This window comes from Micromonospora sp. URMC 105 (assembly GCF_051386295.1).
GTDB lineage: Bacteria > Actinomycetota > Actinomycetes > Mycobacteriales > Micromonosporaceae > Micromonospora.
Map to the genome: position 1 here is coordinate 16,321 of NZ_JBPQTL010000012.1, position 17,566 is coordinate 33,886.

Consider the following 17,566-nt stretch of genomic DNA (forward strand, 5'->3'; position numbering starts at 1 on the left):
GGCCGCCGGTTACTCCCCGGCTCCCGGGCCGCCCCGACGGGCGGCGCCGACTCCCCGGAGGAGACACCCGATGAACCGCCCGCACGACCTGCTCGCCGCCCTCGCGCCCGACGCCGACCCCGGCCCGTTCGCGCTCGTCCGCCGCGAGGGCGCCGCGCACCTCGACCTCTTCACGGGTACGGTCCGCACCGCCGAACGGCTCGCCGACCTGCCGCTGCCGGACGGGGCGCCCGGCCCGCGCACGCTGGCCCTGGTGCCGTACCGGCAGATCACCGAGCGCGGCTTCGACTGCGTCGACGACGGCACGCCGCTGGAGTACCTGGAGATAGCCGGGCACGCCCGGATCGCCCTGGCCGACGCGCTCGCCGCGCTCCCCGAGGCACCGGTGGTCACCACGGGCGCCGCCTTCGACGTCGCCGACGACGAGTACGCCGACACGGTGCAGCGGGTGCTGGCCGAGGAGATCGGCCGCGGTGAGGGCGCCAACTTCGTCATCCACCGCACCCTGACCGCGGCCGTGCAGGGCTCGCCGCTGCGGGCCGGGCTGGCGGCGCTGCGCCGGCTGCTCCTCGGCGAGCGGGGCGCGTACTGGACGTTCCTGGTGCACACCGGCAGCCGGATCCTGGTCGGGGCGAGCCCGGAGCGGCACGTCAGCGTCGACGACGGCCTGGTGATGATGAACCCGATCAGCGGCACCTTCCGGCACGCCGGCGCCGCCCCGGACCGGGACGCCCTGCTGCGCTTCCTGCGCGACCGCAAGGAGATCGAGGAGCTGTACATGGTCCTCGACGAGGAGCTGAAGATGATGGCCACGGTCGCCGAGCACGGCGGCCGGGTGGTCGGGCCGTACCTGAAGGAGATGGCGCACCTCGCGCACACCGAGTACCTGCTCGCCGGGCGCGGCTCGAAGGACGTACGGGAGGTGCTGCGCGAGACGATGTTCGCCCCGACGGTGACCGGCAGCCCGATGGAGAACGCCTGCCGGGTGATCGCCCGGCACGAGCGCACCGGGCGGCGCTACTACTCGGGGGTGCTGGCCCTGCTGGGCCGCGACGCCGAGGGCGGGCAGACGCTGGACGCGCCGATCCTGATCCGGACCGCGGAGATCTCCCCCGCCGGCGAGCTGCGGGTACCGGTCGGGGCGACCCTGGTACGGCACTCCACCGCCGCCGGCGAGGTCGCCGAGACGCACGCCAAGGCGGCCGGGGTGCTCGCGGCGCTGGGGCTGGGTCCGCAGGCCCCGACCGCCGACGCCGCCCGGGCGGTGCGAGACGACCAGCTCGGCTCGGCGCGCCGCGATCCGGCACCGTCGCTCGCCGACGACCCCGAGGTCCGCGCGGTCCTCTCCGCGCGGAACACCCCGCTGGCCCGGTTCTGGCTCGACCAGCGGACGCCCGGGTCGACCACGCTGCCCGGGCTGGCCGGACGGCGGGCGCTGATCGTGGACGGCGAGGACACCTTCACCGGGATGCTCGCCCACCAGCTCGGCGCGCTCGGTCTCGCCGTGGACGTCCGGCCATGGCAGCGGCCCGCCCCGCTCGACGAGTACGACCTCGTGGTGGTGGGGCCCGGGCCGGGCGACCCGCGCGCGGTCACCGAGCCGAAGATGGCGGCGCTGCGCGCGCTGCTGGCCGACCGGCTGGCCGCCGGGCTGCCGACGCTGGCGGTCTGCCTCGGCCACCAGCTGCTCGCCGGCCTGCTGGGGCTGCCCCTGCACCGGCGGGAGGCGCCCTACCAGGGGCTGCAGCAGGACGTGCCGGTCTTCGGCACGCCGCGGCGGGTCGGCTTCTACTCCAGCTTCACCGCCCTGGCCGACAGCGACCGGATCAGCACCGGGTACGGCCCGGTGGAGCTGTCCCGCGACCCCGCCGACCAGGCGGTGCACGCGGTGCGCGGCCGGAGCTTCGCCGGGGTGCAGTTCCACCCGGAGTCGGTGCTCAGCCGCGACGGCCTGGCGGTGCTCGCGGATCTGCTCGGGCACCTGCTGGCGCGTCCGGCGCTGACCGTGCATGGTCCGGCCGATCACGGGTAGGGGTGGCGACGACCGGTGGACCGGACGGGTCGAGAGCCCCCGCCCGGGCCACCGGTCACCCGCGGGTCACCCGGCGGCCAGACCGCGCTTGACGACGCCGCCCAGCCGCACCGCCCGCTTGACGGTCAGGGCGGTGGCGCCCAGCGCCACGTGGTCCGGGGCGATCTCCCCGTTGTTGCTGGTGTGCGAGGCGCCGTACGGGTTGCCCGCGACGAACTGGCTGGTGTCGGTGTAGCCGGGGGCCACCACCAGGCCACCCCAGTGGTAGAAGACCGTGAACAGGGACAACAGGGTGGACTCCTGCCCACCGTGCGAGGTCGCGGTGGAGGTGAAGGCGCTGTAGACCTTGTCGACCAGGGCCCCCTGCGCCCAGAGCGGGCCGGTGGTGTCGATGAACTGCTTGAGCTGCGCGGCGATCATGCCGTACCGGGTGGGCGAGCCGAAGATGACCACGTCCGCCCAGGCCAGGTCGTCGATCTGGGCTTCTGGAACGTCCTGGGTCTCCAGGTGGTGGGCCTGCCAGCCCGAGTTGGAGCGGATCGCCTCGGCCGGCGCCAGCTCGCGTACCTTGCGCAGGCGCACTTCGGCGCCGGCCTCGCCGGCGGCCTCGCAGGCCGCCTGCGCCATCTGGTAGGTGATTCCCGTCGCGCTGTAGTAGATCACCGCTACCTTGACCTGGCCGTCCATCGACACGTCCCTCCTTGGTTCGGATCAGCTCCCGCGACTACCCCTTGCAAAGCGGGTCAAACGGCAAGATCTCCGGATCGGGCGTACGAATCGGAGGCGTCCGCCCTGCTCGGCGGCGTTGTCCGGGGTCCGGTGGACTGCCTGCCGCCCTTGAGGGAAGGTGAGGTGAAAGACGATGGGCCCTCGTCGGCGCCGGGATGCGGAGGCGAACGCGGAGATGAGCGACTACGGTCACCGGCTGCTCTTCGGGTCGTTCACCACACCGGCGAGCACCGACCCGGCGGGCACCGTCGACCTCGCCGTCCTGGCCGAGCAGGTCGGCCTGGACCTGGTCACCTTCCAGGACCATCCGTACCAGCCGAAGCTCCTCGACACGTGGACGCTGCTGAGCTACGTCGCCGCGCGGACCGGCACGGTGGGCCTGTCGGCGAACGTGACCAACCTGCCGCTGCGCCCGCCGGCGGTCCTGGCGCGCAGCGTGGCGAGCCTCGACCTGCTCAGCGGTGGCCGGGTCCGGCTCGGTCTGGGCGCGGGGGCGTTCTGGGACGCGATCGAGGCCATGGGCGGCCGCCGGTTGACCCCCGCGCAGGGGGTGCAGGCCCTGGAGGAGGCCATCGACGTCATCCACCAGCTGTGGGACGTCCAGGCGCGCGGCGGCGTCCGCGTCGACGGCGAGTTCCACCGGGTGCACGGCGCCAAGCGGGGCCCGGCCCCCGCCCACCCGGTGCCGATCTGGCTGGGCGCCTACAAACCACGGATGCTCGCCCTCACCGGCCGCCGGGCCGACGGCTGGCTCCCGTCCCTGGCCTACCTGCAACCGGGTGACCTGACCGCGGGCAACCGGGTCATCGACGACGCCGCCGAGGAGGCCGGCCGGTCGCCCCGGGCCGTCCGTCGGCTGCTCAACATCTCCGGCCGGTTCGCGGCGGCCGGCCGGGGACCGCTGGACGGCCCGGCGGAGCAGTGGGCCGAGGAGCTGGCCCACCTCGCCCTCACCGACGGCGTCAGCGTGTTCATCCTCGGCACCGACGACCCCGACGACCTGCGCCGGTTCGCCGCCGAGGTAGCGCCGGCCGTCCGCGACCTGGTCGCCGCCGAACGCGGTCCGGGCGCCGACGCCGGGCGGTGACCGCCGCCGCGCCCGGCTCAAGATTTGCGCAAGTTCCCCCCGGACCGGTGCCCGCCGGGCCCGGCGAACGGGATCCTATTCGCACGGGCGTCGATGGTTTCCGGCACACCGCCGACCGCACGGCGACCTGGACGGGGGATCGCGCTCCGCCCGCCGGGCGGCGGGCGTAGCGCGATCAGGGCCCGTTTCCGCCGGGGGGCGCCGCCAGCGGGTCGGTGACCGGTGGCCGGTTCATTGGTCGAGCCGGTCGCGCAGGTCGTCGACCCGCTGCTGGAGGCGGTCCACGGCGCCCTCGTTGTTGACGAAGGTGCTGATCCCGGCGACGAGCGCCAGTCCGAGCAGTACCGCCAACGCGCTGAGCACCAGCCCGCCGATGGCCACCCCGCGCCCGGTCACGCCGGGCCGGCGGCTCATCTTCAGTCCGACGATCGCCAGGATCACCCCGATGATGCCGAGCAGCAGACCGATCCAGGCGAGGATGGCGGTCAGCACGCTGAAGAACGCCGCCACCCCGAACACCAGGGCGAAGGTGGCGGCCGCGCTGGTCTTGGCCCGGCCACCGCCGTTCCCCGCTCGTACGGGGGCGGCGCCGGCGCCGCGCGCCGGCTCACTGGAGGCGGTCATGTCATACCTCGCATTCGTCGCTATGGTCCCGGTCGGCGCATCCCCGTTGCCCGGGCGCTTATGCGTCCCTCGAGGCACAGGTTCTGCCGCTGCTGCTATCCACCGCCGGGTCGACGAATGTGCCCCCGGCGCGTCGGGTAGCCAGGTCCTGACCCACGAGAGGAAGGACGAACGATGCGACTCACCGAACAGCAGGTCAGCTCGCTGTACGGGCAGGACGTCCAGGACCGCTCGGGCGCGAAGATCGGCACCGTGGGCCAGATCTGGGCCGACCCCGCCGGCGAGCCCACCTGGGTCAGCGTCAAGACCGGTGTGATGGGCCACCACGAGTCCATGGCGCCGCTGGCCGGGGCCGGCCTGGCCGAGAACCGCCTCCAGGTGCCGTACGACAAGGCGACCGTGCGCAGCGCGCCGGCCGTAGAGTCGGGTGCCGAAACGCCGTTGGGGGCGGACCAGCTCGCCCAGCTGTACCGGCACTACCAGCTCCAGCAGACGGAGCAGCCGTCCGCGCGGCAGCCCGGTTCGCCGGAGCTGACCCGATCCGAGGAGCGGCTGCGGGTCGGCACGCAGAGCGAGCCGGCGGGCACCGCCCGGCTGAGCAAGCACGTGGTGACCGAGAACGTGCACACCACGGTCCCGGTCGAGCACGACGAGGCGCGGGTGGTGCACGAGCCCATCACCGCGGCCAACCGTGGCAACGCGCGGCCCGACATCCGCGACGACCAGCGTGAGGTCGAGCTGCGCGCCGAGCGGCCGGTGGTCAGCAAGGAGCAGGTGCCGGTCGAGCGGGTTCGCCTCGGCAAGGACGAGGTGGTCGAGGAGGAGCCGATCGACGCCCAGGTCCGCCGCGAGCGGGTCGACGTCGACCTGCCGGAGCCGGCGCGCCGCCGGCGCTGACCGCGACAGCCACGGTCGACGACCGTGGACGTCGGGCGGGTGGGCCACGGCCCGCCCGCCCGGCGGCAGCGGTGCCGCCGATGTCGGTGCCGCCGCCTAGGCTGGCCGTCGTTCCCCGGGGAAGGGCGGCGACGACGTGCGGTTGACCGGCGGCGAGGCGTTGGCGTTGCGGATGACCAACCTGCTGTTGCGGGAACACCCGCGCGGCCGGCCGCGGGACGTCGCGGGCGTGGTCGAGTGGTTCGGAGCGATGCAGGCCCAGGACGTGGCGAGCGGCATGTGGTCGTTGGGCAGCCGGCTGCCGGGCTGGACGGCGGCGGACGTGCGGGCGGCGCTGGAGCGCCGGGAGGCGTTGCGGACCTGGCCGATGCGGGGCACCGTCCACCTCGTACCCCCTGCTGACGCCCGCTGGATGTTGGCGGTGACCGGCGTGCGGGCATTGAGCGGGGCGGCGAGCCGCCGGGCCGCGCTCGGCCTCACCGAGGCCGAGGCCGACCGGGCGGCCGACGTGCTGGGCGCCGCACTGACCGGCGGCGGGCGACTCACCCGCGCCGAGTGCCTGACCACCCTGGCCGCCGCCGGCATCGACACCGCTGGGCAGCGCGGCTACCACCTGCTCTGGTACGCCAGCCAGCGCGGCGTCACCTGCATCGCCCCGCACGTCGGCACCGAGCAGACCTTTGCCCTGCTCGACGAGTGGGCGCCCGCGCCGCGCCGCCCCGAGCGCGACGAGGCGCTCGGCCTGCTGGCGCTGCGCTACTTCCGCTCCCACGGGCCGACCACCCGTCAGGACTTCGCCGGCTGGACGGGGCTGACCGTGGCCGACACGAAGCGCGGCATCGCGGTGGCCGGCGACGACCTCGCGACGGTGCAGGTCGACGGGGTGCCCGCGCTGCTCGACGCGGCCCTGCTGGACGCGCCCCGCACCCCGCGCGACGACGTGCTGGCGCTGCCCGGCTTCGACGAGTACCTGCTCGGCTTCAAGGACCGCGCACTGATGCTCGACCCGGCGCACCGGCAGGCCGTGGTCCCCGGCGGCAACGGCGTCTTCCAGTCCACCGTCGTGCGCGGCGGCCGGGTGGTCGGCACCTGGAAGCGCACCATCGGCCGGGACCGGGTCACCGTCACCGTGCGGGAGCTGGTCCCGTTCGACGCCGCGCTGCGGGCGCGGGTCGAGACGGCGCTGGGCGGGTACGCCGACTTCCTCGGCCTGCCCCTGCATCACTCCTGGTGACGTCGGCTCCACTCGACGGCGGTCGTCACCGTCCGTCACCGGGCTGACGTCCGGCGACGGTCCGCACCCCCCGTCGGATCCCGGCAAAGCCTGCGAGCTGCCACAACGCGGAAGCCCTCCCCTCCCCACCCACCCCTGTCTCGCAGGCTTTGCTCTGCTGCCCTACCGGCGACAGGCACCGACGGTCACTGTCGCCGGTAGGGCAGCAGAGCAAAGCGCGGGACTGAGGTCCCGGCGTGGACGAGCGCCGTGACGGATCGTGACCTTTGCCGGTCGTCGCGGAGGGGTGGCCGCCTCCAAACCGGGTGATCACCGGGGACGGCACCCTGCCGGTGATACACAGACGCCAGGGGCCGGTGGGGTGATGACCCCACCGGCCCCTCGGCGACGAGGCGTCAGTCGGCCAGCGCGCCCGCGGCCCGGCCCTCGTGCAGGGTCAGGTTGCGCCCGCTGGACGGGTCGAACAGGTGGATCTTCTCCAGGTTGAACCAGACGCGGCGGGTCGTGCCCTCCCGCACCGGCGACTCGGCGGACAGGCGGGTGACCAGGCTGGCACCGGAGCCGGTGAAGTCGGCGGCGCCGGCGTCGGCGGCCAGCTCCTCCAACTCGGCGGCGCTGGCCCGCTCCCCCTCGACGGTGAAGTAGACGTACTTGTCCGACCCCATCGACTCGACGATGTCCACCGGCGCCTCGAACTCCATGCCCCGGCGACGGGTGTCGTCGTCCACCAGCTCCGCGTCCTCGAAGTGCTCGGGGCGGATGCCGAGGATCAGCTCGCGAGGCGCGTCGGCCCCCTCCAACTGCCGGCGGACCCGGTCCCCGATCGGAACGTCGCCGAGCGCGGTACGCAGCGTGCCGTCGGAGATCGCCGCGTGCAGGAAGTTCATCGACGGTGAGCCGATGAAGCCGGCGACGAAGAGGTTGCGAGGGTGGTCGTAGAGCTCCTGCGGCGGGCCGACCTGCTGCACCGCGCCGCCTCGCATGATGACCACGCGGTCCCCGAGGGTCATCGCCTCGGTCTGGTCGTGCGTGACGTAGACGGTGGTGGTGCCGAGCTGCTTCTGCAGCCGGGACACCACCGTTCGCATCTGCACCCGCAGCTTCGCGTCCAGGTTGGACAGCGGCTCGTCCATCAGGAAAGCCTTGGGCTGCCGGACGATGGCCCGGCCCATCGCCACCCGCTGGCGCTGGCCGCCGGAGAGGTTGGCCGGCTTGCGATCCAGCAGCGCGGTCAGCTCCAGGACCTTGGCCGCCTCGTCCACTTTCTGGTTGATGGTGTCCTTGTCCATCTTCGCCAGGCGCAGCGGGAAGGCCATGTTCTCCCGGACGGTCATGTTCGGGTAGAGCGCGTACGACTGGAACACCATCGCGATGTCCCGGTCCCGGGGCGCCTTGTCGTTCACCCGCTGCCCGGCGATGCGCAGCTCACCGGAGCTGATGTCCTCCAGCCCGGCGATCATGTTGAGGGTGGTGGACTTCCCGCAGCCGGAGGGGCCGACCAGGATGACGAACTCGCCGTCGGCGATCTCCAGATCGACGTCCTGCACCGCCACGGTCCCGTCCGGGAACCGCTTGCTCACCTTGTCCAGCACGATGTCAGCCACGACTACCACCTATCCCTTGACTGCGCCGGAGGTCAGTCCGGAGACGATGCGGCGCTGGAAGAAGAGCACGAACAGGATGATCGGAATGGTGATCACCACGGCGGCGGCGCAGATCGCCCCGGTGGGGTCCTCGAACTGCGACTCGCCGGTGAAAAACGACAACGCCACCGGCACCGTGCGGGCCCGCTCCGTGGAGGTGAGCGTGATGGCGAAGAGGAAGTCGTTCCAGCAGAAGATGAAGACCAGGATCGCCGTGGTGAACAGCCCCGGCGCGGCCAGCGGGGCGATGACCCGCCGGAACGCCTGGCCCTGGGTGGCGCCGTCCATCTTCGCCGCCTTCTCCAGGTCCCACGGGATCTGCTTGAAGAACGCCGACAGCGTGTAGATCGCCAGCGGCAGCGCGAAGGTGATGTACGGCAGGATCAGCCCCGGCCAGGTGTCGAAGAGGCCGAGCTGCCGCTCGATCTCGAACAGCGGCGACACGAGCGACACCTGCGGGAACATCGCGATCAGCAGCGAGACGCCGACCAGCAGCCGCTTGCCGGGGAAGTCCAGCCGCGAGATCGCGTACGCGGCCATCGCGCCGAGCACCACCGCGATCAGCGTGGCGATCAGCGCGATGCCGATCGAGTTGACCAGCGCCCGGACGAACTGGTCGGTGTCGAAGATCGTCCGGTAGTTGTCCAGCGTCCACTCCCGGGGGATGAACTTCCCGTCGGTGAGGGTGGCCGGGGTCTTGAACGACAGCGAGGCGATCCAGAGCACCGGGATCAGCGCGAAGACGACGACGATGACGTCCAGCAGACCCCAGCGCAGCTTCGCCCGCGTGGTGGTTTCGGCCATGTCAGCGCCTCTCGGAGTCGTCGCTGCCGGGGGCAGCGGTACCGAACAGCTTCACGAAGACGAAGGCGATGATCGCCACGGTGAGGAAGATCAGCACCGACATCGTCGAACCGATGCCGAGGTTCAGACCCCGGATCAGGTTGTTGTAGGCGAGCATCGACACCGAGGAGGTCTCGTTGCCGCCCGCGGTCAGCACGAAGATGTTGTCGAAGACCCGGAACGCGTCGAGGGTGCGGAACAGCAGCGCGACCAGGATCGCCGGCTTCATCACCGGCAGCATCACCTTGGTGAACCGCTGCCAGGCGGTCGCCCCGTCGGTCGAGGCGGCCTTGAGCAGGTCCTCGGGCACCAGCGCCAGCCCGGCCATGAGCAGCAGGGCCATGAACGGGGTGGTCTTCCAGATCTCCGCCAGCATGATGATCGCCAGCGAGCTGGCCCGCTCGGTCAGCGGCGCACTGCCGTCGAAGAGGTTGGCCAGGTAGCCGGTGCCGGGCGTCCAGGCGTACCGCCAGGAGAAGGCGGCGACGACCGTGACGATGCCGTACGGGATCAGCGCCGCGGTGCGGACGATCCCCCGGCCGACCAGCGTCCGGTGCATGATCAGCGCCAGCCCCATGCCGAGCACCAGCTCGACGGCGACGGTGACCACCGTGATCAGCATGGTGACCCCGAACGCCGTCCACCAGAACTCGTTGGTCAGCACGGTGACGTAGTTCTCCAGCCCGATGAACTCGCGCTGGTCCGGGAAGCGCAAATCGAAGCGCTGCAACGACAGCCAGACCGAGTAGATGATCGGGTAGGCGGTCACCAGCACCATGACCAGCGCGGCCGGGGCGCAGAGCAGCCAGCCCAGCCGGCGCTCGGCCTTCTTGTTCTCGCTCAACGGGGTCTTCGCCCGGCGGCCCGCCCGCTGGGCGGGCACCGCCGCGTGCCGGCCGGTGGGCCGCTCGGCCTCGGTGGCGACCTCCGCGCCGGTCGGAGTGGCGTTGATGCTCATGCCGTCACCTCCGCAGCAGCACCGCTGGGCAGGCGGCGCTGGGTTCGCTCGCTCACGGCAGGACCCCCTTGGACTGCAGGGCGTCGGAGATGGCGTCGCGCAACTCGTCCGCCGTCTTTTCCGGCTCGATCGCCGACGGCGGCGACAGGATCGCCGACATCACCGTCGAGATGCTCTGGTACGCCGGAGTCAGCGGCCGGACCGCCGGCTCCTTGAGCTCGTCGAGGATCGTCTCCTTCATCGGGTACGCCTCGACCATCTCCGGGTCGTCGTAGACCTTCTCGATGGTCGGCGGCACACCGTCGTTGATCGCGGAGAACTTCTGGTTCTTCTCGTTGCGGATGCACCTGGCCGCCTCGAAGGACTCCGCCGGGTGCTTCGAGTAGGCGCTGACCGCCATGTTCACCCCACCGATGGTGACCTTGCTCGGGGTGTTCGCGTCGATGCCCGGCACCCGGGCCCACTTGACCTTGTTGGCCAGCTCCGGGTCCGCCTCCTGCAATGCCGGGTAGACGAAGGGCCAGTTGACCTGGAAGGCGCCGCCGCCGGCCTGGAACTCCAGCCGTACCGGGTCCTCGGTGGCGTTGCTGAACGACGGCGAGGCCACGCCCGACGTGGCGAAGCGCTTCAGCTGGTCCAGCGCCTTGACCGTCCCGGCGTCCATCACGGCCTGCTTGCCGTCGTCGCTGAGGATCTTCCCGCCCGCGCTCTCGGCCAGGGTGTTGTAGAGGACGACGAGACCCTCGTACTGGGCGCCCATGGTGAGCACCTGGTGCGGCTTGCCCTGTCCCTTGAGGTCCTGGGCCGCGGAGATCATCTCGTCCCAGGTGGTCGGCGCCTGCGGCACCAGGTCGCTGCGGTACCAGAGCAGCTGGACGTTGGTGTTCTTCGGCGCGCCGTAGAGCTTGCCCTCGTACCGGGCGGTCTCCAGCGGGCCGGTGAGCGTGCCCTGCTCCACCTCGGCCTTGTCCTGACCGGTCCACTCGCGGATCCAGTCGGCGCTGGCGAACTCCTGGGTCCAGGTGACGTCGAGACCGAGCACGTCCATGCCGGTGTCCTGCGCGGCCAACCGGCGGACCATCTGCACCCGCTGGTCGTCGGCCTGCCGGGGCAGCACCCGGTAGGCGATGCGGTACCGCCCCTGCGCCTGGGCGTTGCAGTCGTCGACCACCTTCTGCAGGTTCTGCTCCGGCGGGTAGTACAGGTTGATCGTGGGCGTACCGCCGCTTGAGCCATCGGAGCCGCACGCCGCCAGTGGCGCGACCAGCGCCAGGGCGGCGGCCGCCGCCCCGGCCCGGAAGCCTGGGCGGCGCCGATGTCGGGTCGCTGTGGGGTCTGTCGTCATCGCCCTCCCCCTTTTCTTCGGCGAGAAACCGGGGAAGGCCCGCGCCCCGGCGCACGGCGAGACGGCCCGGACAGCGGTTGCGGAATCGCGTCAAGTCCGGGCGTTTCGTGCGCCCACAGTGCCCTGGCTGCGACGCCGCGAAACCTCAGCGTGACGAAGCACCCGGCCCGGCGGCCGGTGTGCCGGAGATCACCCTCCTGCGGGCCCGCCGGCCCGGCCGTAGGCTCGCCCGATGGATGCGACCTTCTTCTTCGACCCCGCCTGCCCCTGGACCTGGCGCGCCTCGCGCTGGCTGGTGCGGGTCGCCGAGGCCCGCCAGCTAACCGTCGAGTGGCGGGCGTTCAGCCTGGCGATCCTCAACGAGGGCAACGTGCCGCCGCAGTTCGCCGAGGCGATGACCGCGTCGCGCCGGGCGCTGCGGCTGGTGGAGGCGCTGCGCGCGCAGGGTCGCGCCGACGACGTCGCCCGCTTCTACACCGAGCTGGGCGCGCGCAGCCACGACGCGGGCAGCCCGCTCGCCGCGTCGGTGGTGACCGCGGCCGTCGACGCGGCCGGGCTGGGCGAGGCCGCGCCGGCCCTCGACGACGAGCGCTGGGACGAGGCGGTACGCGAGTCGCACGACCTCGCATGGGCCTCGGCGGGTCCGGACATCGGCTCGCCGGTGCTGATGGTGCCGGACGCGGAGCGCGGCATCCACGGGCCGATCCTGACCGAGGTGCCCGACCTGGACGACGCGCTGACCATCTGGGACTCGCTGCTGCCACTGCTGCGGATGCCGGCCTTCCACGAGATCAAGCGCGGCCGCCGCTGACCTCCCCCGCCTCGCCAGGCGCGGACCGCGGCTCACGGTTTGCGGCGTGTCGGGGTGTCCCAGCCGCGGGAGACCCCGACACGCCGCAAAGCGGGATGGATCATGGCCGGGCGGCGGCGCGGCCCGCGGCAAGGGCGGCGTGGTGTCGGGGCCGGCGGGCATGATGACCGGATGATCGCGCGCTTCAAGGACCTCTGCATGGACGCCGCCGACACCCGCTCGCTGGCCGGGTTCTGGGCTCGGATCCTCGATGGCGAGGTAATCGACACCGGCGACGGGGACTTCCGGGTCGACCCGCGGCCGGGCGGGGCCGGGCCGGAGTCGATCTGGGTCAACCGGGTGCCCGAGCCGCGTACCGGCAAGACCCGGGTCCACCTGGACCTGCGGCTGACCGACGCGGACCCGGCGGCGCTGCTGGCCGCCGGCGCCCGGCTGGTGCGCGAGCCCGACGCCGAGATCAGCTGGTGGGTGCTCGCCGACCCGGAGGGCAACCAGTTCTGCGCCTTCGCACCCCGGGAGGGCGCCCGGCCTGGGCCGTACAAGCTGGTGGTGGACAGCGCCGATCCGACCGCCCAGGCCACCTGGTGGGCGGCCGTGCTGGGCGGGCGGGTGGAGACCTCGGCGGAGGGCGACGCCTCGGTCGTCGGGGCGGCCGGCTTTCCCTGGGACCGCTTGCTCTTCGACCCGGTGCCGGAACGCAAGCGGGTCAAGAACCGGGTGCACTGGGACGTCGACCTGACCGGCCCGGACGCCACCGCGTTGATCACCGCCGGGGCGACCCTGCTGCACGTGCCGGACGAGACGGCCGGCTGGTGGGTGCTGGCCGACCCGGAGGGCAACGAGTTCTGCGCCTTCCCGCCGCGCCGCGCCGGCTGACCGGCCGCGCTTCCCAGCAGGTGGACGCGGCGGGGCTACCCTGCGCCCGCCGGGTCGGCTAGCGTCTGTTCCACTCGCCAGCCAGCGCGTCGCCGTCGAAGTCGATACGCCTCCGGCCGACCCCCGCCCGCCCGATCGGTTGGTTCTCGCGCGAACTTCCTCCGCCGGTCCACCGGTTGGGCAGGATCGTCCCCACGAGGAGGTGCCGTCGTGCAGGACACCCGCGCTCTCGCCCTGACGTTCGAGGTGAGCGGCCTGCCACCGGTCAAGACCGAGGCGCTGTCCATCTTCGCCGCCGGGCACCGGCAGGCGACGAGGGTCCGCGCCCTGCTCCAGGCGGCCTGCGCCGCCGCCCAGCGCACCGGCTGGACGCCGCTGGACGGGCCGGTCGAGGTCGACCTGATCCTGCGCTGCCCACCCGGGCACCGCACCTCGGACGCCAGCACCCTGCTCGGCGGGGTGTGCGCGGTGCTCCAGGACAAGAAGCGGGTCGCCAACATCGGGCTGGCCCACCTCGGCGTCCTGGTCGACGTCGCGCTCTACGACGACGACCGGCAGATCCGGCGGCTGTCGTACGCGGAGGAGCCCGCGGAGGACTTCTCGTACCAGGTTCGGGTGGCGGCCGTACCGGCCGGGGTTTGACCGACGACCGTGGTGGGGTACCGCGGACGCCGACGAAGGGAGCGCCGATGTCGGAGCCACATGTCACGCTCGATCCGAGCGCGTTGGATCCCGTGCAGGAGAAGCTGCGCGGTGCGCTGGAGGATCAGCTGACCTCGGCCCTGCAGGCGGCCACCGAACGGATCCGCTCCAGCTACGCGGGCGAGCCGATCGAGCAGGTCTGCCAGCGGTTGCTCGACGAGACCCGGGCCGGGCTGCACCCCGACATCGCGGCCGGGTTCAACCCGGACATGGACGAGTTCTGCCGGGTGGCGGTGGCAATCGTGCGCGGCTCGGACTCCTGATACGGCGCTCGGGCGGCAGCCTGTCAGGCGGCCAGCGGATCCACCCGCCAACCGGTCAACGGATGCGCCGCGAACGGAGGCGCCGCGGTCAGTTCCGCGGCGTACTCCCGGACCAGCCCCGGCAAACGGTACCGGCCGGGCTCGTCGCGGTGGACCAGGTGCGCGTCGACCAGATCGTCCAAGGCGCGGCGCAGCCGGACGGCGGAGACGCCGAGCTGCCGGGCCGCCCGGTCGGGCTGGAGCGGGGCGTCGGGTGCCGCGCCGAGCAGCATCAGGAGCTGCCCGGCCACCTCGTCCTCGGCGCGGACCGCCGCGACGACGGCCGCGAGGCTGGCCCGCACCGACAGGTCCTCGTAGTCCAGCAGGTCCAACTGCTCCCGCCCGTCGGCGAGCTGACCGATCAGGGCCTGCACCGACCTGCCCGGCCGGGCCGCCAGGCGCATGCCGGCGATCCGCAGGGCGAGCACCGAACCGGTGCAGAGGCGTACCAGTTCGGCGGTGGCCGCCGCGTCGGCGACCAGCCGCTCCGGACCGGCGAGCGTGCCGAGCAGGTCACGCGCCTCGGCGGCACCCAGCGGGCGCAGTGTCACCCGCCGCACCCCGTCCAGGCTGCTCAGTCGGGTCTGGCCGACCACCAGGAGGGCCGGACCGTGCCCGGCCGGGAGCAGCGGTCGCACCTGGGCGGCCCGGGTGACGCCGTCGACGACCAGCAGCAGCCGGCGTCCGGCGACCAGCGAGCGGAACCAGCCGGCTCGCTCGTCGGTGTTCTCCGGTACGTCGGCGGGGGCGACCCCGAGCGCGCGCAGCACCCGCGCCAGCACCTCACCGGGGGTCACGGAGCTCTGGTGGCCGAGGTCGACGAAGACCTGCCCGTCCGGGAAGGCGTTCGCGACGGTGTGCGCGGCGCGTACCGCCACGGCGGTCTTGCCGCTGCCGAAGGGCCCGGTGATCACCACCGTCGCCGGTGCCGTACCGCTGAGGGCCGCGACCACGTCGGCAGTCTCCCGGGCGCGGCCGACGAAGGTGACCAGGTCCGCCGGCAGCTCGCGGGGGACGGTCCAGCCGACGCTCCCGATCGGCCGCGCCGCAGGGGTCGGCGCGTCGTCCGGCGGAGCGACCGGCACGCTCGCCGTCGTGACCGGGACGGCCGGCGGGGTGTACGCCAGCTCCGAGGCCCGCTCCAGCATCGCGCGGTGCAGGTTGGCCAGCTCCGCACCCGGCTCGATGCCGAGTTCCTCGTCCAGTATGGCCCGGGCGTCCCGGTACACCGTCAGTGCCGCCGGCACGTCCCCGCAGCGGTAGAGAGCGAGCATGAGCTGCCCCCAGGCACGCTCGCGCAGCGGGTGCGCGGCAAGGTGTACGCGGAGCTGGGGCAGGAGCTGCCCGTGCTCGCCGGCGGCCAGCCGCGCCTCGGCGAGTTCCTCGAACACCTGGAGCCGCTGCTCGTCGAGGCTCGCCCACCGGCTGTCCAGCACGGTGCCCCGCGGCAGGCCGTCACCCGAGGCTCCGCGCCAGTGCGCAAGCGCGGCGGTGAGGGTCGTGACGGCGCCGGCGGGATCGGCCGTGGCGAGCAGTGCCCGCCCCTCTTCCGCCAGCCGGTGGAACTCGGTGACATCCAGCTCGTGCGGCGACAACCGCAGCTGGTACGCGTTGGGTCGGGCGACCACCCGGTCGCCCAACTCCCGGCGCAGGCCGGCGGCGTGGGAACGCAGATTCGCCACCGCGGAGGCCGGTGGGATGTCGGCCCACACCATGCCGGCCAGTCGTGGCAACGAGACCGACTGGTTCGCCTCCATCGCCAGACCGGCGAGGACGGCACGCCGCTTGGCCGCGCCCGGCGTGACGACATGGTCGTCCACGCGCAGCTCCATGCTGCCCAGAAGCCGAATCTGCAATTTCATCGTCGCCCCCCGTTGAACCCTGAGCGCGCTCAGGTTAGGTGGACGGTTGCGTGGGCAACAAGGCAGAAATGGGGCATCCGAAGGTGACGAATATCAATGACCGCGGACGGCGTGTCACCGTAACGAAAAGGGGGCGAAGAACGCTCCCGGCCCGCCGTCACATGGTGTGATCGTCATTGCCGCGGGCCTGCTCAGGCACCGATAGTGAACTACCCCGATATTGCCAGGTTGAAACAACGACGGGAGCGATCCTCATCAGTCCACACCGGAGAGCGCGGTCCGCCAAGCACCCGGACGGGTGACTAGCAGGCGACTCCGGTGCGTCACGATCCACGTTCGGCCGACCCGGTGATCCACCTGATGAGGCCCCGCTGACCTTCGGTGTCGCTCGCGTCAGCCGATCGGCCGAGCCGACAGCCCCCGCCACATCTATCGCCCCCACTGGGCGACTCGACCGCCATGTGCATGGCCACGGCCAGCCGACGCACAGGGCACAACACCTATCGCACTCGGCGCCGGGACCGCTCATCACCGGACGGGTACTGCTAAGCAACCGACGGCAACTTCAAGGCTGGCACCCGACCCACAGGCCTGCCGGATGACCGTCTACGACACTGCCGCCAAGCTGCCCCCCATCGACGCGGAGTAGTACCTGGAGTTTGCTTCGTCAGTCTAAGACCTCGATTTGGACAACGCGGTCGAGTAGTTCCTCGCGCTCCAGCCCCCGACCAATGAGGTCGGCCAGGCGCTCAATCCTCCGAAGCGACTGGCGGATCCGCAGGATCGAGCGACGGACCTGAAACTACCCTCACGACCTAACCTCGAACGCCGACGATCACCAGGCCCACCCTTGTCCGTAGGGCATCCCGTGGCACATGCCGGGCTTGGCTGTTCGGCCTTGGCCCACCCCCGGCATCGGGAAAATATGTGGACACAGCAAAACCAACAGCGAGTCCACACACTGAGAGCCTCCCCAGAAACAGGCCCAAGGTCCCGCGAGGGTACGCAGGAACCATCCAGCCGTTCAAGCGCCCAAGCGGTGGGCGATCGACGTGCTCGAGCAGGTCGGCTGGAGACTCGTCACCATCTCCGGGTCGCCAGCAGCAGGATGGTCTACGCCACCAAGCGCGCCGCTACTCCACAGAACCAGGGCACATCACCTCGCTGGCGGTGGCCCAACCCGCGAAAAAAGACGGTGGCGCACCAATGGCCCGTCACAATATGCAGTCGACGGGCGTGTCGGCAGTGCCGACACGCCCGTCGAATCAAACCTGGCCGAAAATCATGAACCGGCAACTAGGTCGGAGATATTTTCCAGGTACTCCCGCTCAGAATCGCTCAGCCCACGATCACTTACCGCGGATAGAACGCGAGCAGCCTCACGCGAACCTGCATGCCACTCGACGATTTCGGCAATCGCATGAAGAGCCGCCTCGCGACAGGCATCGCCGAGCCCGTCGACAACCAGGTGAGCCAGGCACCAGACAACCAGATATGCCTCCTCATCCGAATAGGCGCCCAACTGGTCGGTCAAGGAATCGATTCGCAAGGCCCTACCGGGCGACTCATCCACGACAGCGCCAATCAACGCGAGTCGCAGCAGATCACCGTCAATCACTCG

General features: G+C 72.0%; 16 protein-coding genes. 8 read left to right on the top strand and 8 right to left on the bottom strand.

Annotated elements, in window-relative coordinates; all coding sequences use genetic code 11:
* Nucleotides 1-70: 70 nt before the first annotated feature.
* The gene (locus ACSNN7_RS06615; protein WP_436679750.1) at nucleotides 71-2,032 is read left to right on the top strand and encodes an anthranilate synthase family protein; all 1,962 of its coding nucleotides are present in this window, start codon (nucleotides 71-73) and stop codon (nucleotides 2,030-2,032) included.
* 66 nt (nucleotides 2,033-2,098) lie between these two features.
* Here ACSNN7_RS06615 and wrbA read toward each other — a convergent pair whose 3' ends face one another.
* Nucleotides 2,099-2,719 carry an NAD(P)H:quinone oxidoreductase gene (gene wrbA / locus ACSNN7_RS06620; protein WP_436679803.1) on the bottom strand — a complete coding sequence of 207 codons (621 nt, stop codon included), beginning with the start codon at nucleotides 2,717-2,719 and terminating at the stop codon, nucleotides 2,099-2,101.
* Between the two features lie 217 nt (nucleotides 2,720-2,936).
* On the opposite strand from wrbA, the gene ACSNN7_RS06625 reads away from it, so the two are divergent.
* Nucleotides 2,937-3,848 (top strand): LLM class flavin-dependent oxidoreductase, encoded by a 912-nt coding sequence (locus ACSNN7_RS06625; protein ID WP_436679751.1) that lies wholly within the window; start codon nucleotides 2,937-2,939, stop codon nucleotides 3,846-3,848.
* Between the two features lie 231 nt (nucleotides 3,849-4,079).
* Here the strand turns inward: ACSNN7_RS06625 and ACSNN7_RS06630 are convergent, their stop codons facing one another.
* Nucleotides 4,080-4,472 (bottom strand): hypothetical protein, encoded by a 393-nt coding sequence (locus ACSNN7_RS06630; protein WP_436679752.1) that lies wholly within the window; start codon nucleotides 4,470-4,472, stop codon nucleotides 4,080-4,082.
* Nucleotides 4,473-4,646: 174 nt separating this feature from the next.
* Between ACSNN7_RS06630 and ACSNN7_RS06635 the strand changes: the two genes are divergently transcribed.
* Nucleotides 4,647-5,369, top strand: a complete 723-nt coding sequence (locus ACSNN7_RS06635; protein ID WP_436679753.1) for a PRC and DUF2382 domain-containing protein — start codon at nucleotides 4,647-4,649, stop codon at nucleotides 5,367-5,369.
* A gap of 172 nt (nucleotides 5,370-5,541) precedes the next feature.
* On the top strand, nucleotides 5,542-6,603 hold the full coding sequence (locus ACSNN7_RS06640; RefSeq protein WP_436679804.1) for a winged helix DNA-binding domain-containing protein: 1,062 nt from the start codon (nucleotides 5,542-5,544) through the stop codon (nucleotides 6,601-6,603).
* Between the two features lie 395 nt (nucleotides 6,604-6,998).
* Here the strand turns inward: ACSNN7_RS06640 and ACSNN7_RS06645 are convergent, their stop codons facing one another.
* Genes ACSNN7_RS06645 through ACSNN7_RS06660 form a run of 4 tightly spaced genes read right to left on the bottom strand, consistent with a single transcriptional unit; the run spans nucleotide 6,999 to nucleotide 11,392 of the window.
* A complete protein-coding gene (locus ACSNN7_RS06645) occupies nucleotides 6,999-8,207 on the bottom strand; it encodes an ABC transporter ATP-binding protein (protein WP_436679754.1) in 1,209 nt (402 codons plus the stop codon).
* Between the two features lie 9 nt (nucleotides 8,208-8,216).
* Entirely contained in the window at nucleotides 8,217-9,050 is an 834-nt protein-coding gene (locus ACSNN7_RS06650) for a carbohydrate ABC transporter permease (RefSeq protein WP_436679755.1), read from the bottom strand.
* A 1-nt stretch (nucleotide 9,051) separates the two neighbouring features.
* On the bottom strand, nucleotides 9,052-10,047 hold the full coding sequence (locus ACSNN7_RS06655; RefSeq protein WP_436679756.1) for a carbohydrate ABC transporter permease: 996 nt from the start codon (nucleotides 10,045-10,047) through the stop codon (nucleotides 9,052-9,054).
* Nucleotides 10,048-10,099: 52 nt separating this feature from the next.
* The gene (locus ACSNN7_RS06660; protein WP_436679757.1) at nucleotides 10,100-11,392 is read right to left on the bottom strand and encodes an ABC transporter substrate-binding protein; all 1,293 of its coding nucleotides are present in this window, start codon (nucleotides 11,390-11,392) and stop codon (nucleotides 10,100-10,102) included.
* Nucleotides 11,393-11,624: 232 nt separating this feature from the next.
* On the opposite strand from ACSNN7_RS06660, the gene ACSNN7_RS06665 reads away from it, so the two are divergent.
* The 4 genes from ACSNN7_RS06665 to ACSNN7_RS06680 all read left to right on the top strand — a co-directional run bounded on the left by ACSNN7_RS06665 (nucleotide 11,625) and on the right by ACSNN7_RS06680 (nucleotide 14,044).
* On the top strand, nucleotides 11,625-12,203 hold the full coding sequence (locus tag ACSNN7_RS06665; protein WP_436679758.1) for a mycothiol-dependent nitroreductase Rv2466c family protein: 579 nt from the start codon (nucleotides 11,625-11,627) through the stop codon (nucleotides 12,201-12,203).
* A 171-nt stretch (nucleotides 12,204-12,374) separates the two neighbouring features.
* On the top strand, nucleotides 12,375-13,079 hold the full coding sequence (locus ACSNN7_RS06670) for a VOC family protein (protein ID WP_436679759.1): 705 nt from the start codon (nucleotides 12,375-12,377) through the stop codon (nucleotides 13,077-13,079).
* A 210-nt stretch (nucleotides 13,080-13,289) separates the two neighbouring features.
* Nucleotides 13,290-13,721 carry a hypothetical protein gene (locus tag ACSNN7_RS06675; protein WP_436679760.1) on the top strand — a complete coding sequence of 144 codons (432 nt, stop codon included), beginning with the start codon at nucleotides 13,290-13,292 and terminating at the stop codon, nucleotides 13,719-13,721.
* Nucleotides 13,722-13,768: 47 nt separating this feature from the next.
* On the top strand, nucleotides 13,769-14,044 hold the full coding sequence (locus tag ACSNN7_RS06680) for a hypothetical protein (RefSeq protein WP_436679761.1): 276 nt from the start codon (nucleotides 13,769-13,771) through the stop codon (nucleotides 14,042-14,044).
* 23 nt (nucleotides 14,045-14,067) lie between these two features.
* Here the strand turns inward: ACSNN7_RS06680 and ACSNN7_RS06685 are convergent, their stop codons facing one another.
* Nucleotides 14,068-15,903 (bottom strand): BTAD domain-containing putative transcriptional regulator, encoded by a 1,836-nt coding sequence (locus ACSNN7_RS06685; protein WP_436679762.1) that lies wholly within the window; start codon nucleotides 15,901-15,903, stop codon nucleotides 14,068-14,070.
* 1,324 nt (nucleotides 15,904-17,227) lie between these two features.
* Nucleotides 17,228-17,563, bottom strand: a complete 336-nt coding sequence (locus tag ACSNN7_RS06690) for a hypothetical protein (protein ID WP_436679763.1) — start codon at nucleotides 17,561-17,563, stop codon at nucleotides 17,228-17,230.
* Nucleotides 17,564-17,566 lie beyond the last annotated feature (3 nt).

Bases quoted from the DNA above. Each gene is read 5' to 3' on its own strand.
- ACSNN7_RS06660 (WP_436679757.1), bottom strand. From the start codon at position 11,392: ATGACGACAGACCCCACAGCGACCCGACATCGGCGCCGCCCAGGCTTC.
- ACSNN7_RS06655 (WP_436679756.1), bottom strand. From the start codon at position 10,047: ATGAGCATCAACGCCACTCCGACCGGCGCGGAGGTCGCCACCGAGGCC.
- ACSNN7_RS06635 (WP_436679753.1), top strand. From the start codon at position 4,647: ATGCGACTCACCGAACAGCAGGTCAGCTCGCTGTACGGGCAGGACGTC.
- wrbA (WP_436679803.1), bottom strand. From the start codon at position 2,719: ATGGACGGCCAGGTCAAGGTAGCGGTGATCTACTACAGCGCGACGGGA.
- ACSNN7_RS06680 (WP_436679761.1), top strand. From the start codon at position 13,769: ATGTCGGAGCCACATGTCACGCTCGATCCGAGCGCGTTGGATCCCGTG.
- ACSNN7_RS06640 (WP_436679804.1), top strand. From the start codon at position 5,542: ATGACCAACCTGCTGTTGCGGGAACACCCGCGCGGCCGGCCGCGGGAC.
- ACSNN7_RS06630 (WP_436679752.1), bottom strand. From the start codon at position 4,472: ATGACCGCCTCCAGTGAGCCGGCGCGCGGCGCCGGCGCCGCCCCCGTA.
- ACSNN7_RS06650 (WP_436679755.1), bottom strand. From the start codon at position 9,050: ATGGCCGAAACCACCACGCGGGCGAAGCTGCGCTGGGGTCTGCTGGAC.
- ACSNN7_RS06670 (WP_436679759.1), top strand. From the start codon at position 12,375: ATGATCGCGCGCTTCAAGGACCTCTGCATGGACGCCGCCGACACCCGC.
- ACSNN7_RS06625 (WP_436679751.1), top strand. From the start codon at position 2,937: ATGAGCGACTACGGTCACCGGCTGCTCTTCGGGTCGTTCACCACACCG.
- ACSNN7_RS06615 (WP_436679750.1), top strand. From the start codon at position 71: ATGAACCGCCCGCACGACCTGCTCGCCGCCCTCGCGCCCGACGCCGAC.
- ACSNN7_RS06665 (WP_436679758.1), top strand. From the start codon at position 11,625: ATGGATGCGACCTTCTTCTTCGACCCCGCCTGCCCCTGGACCTGGCGC.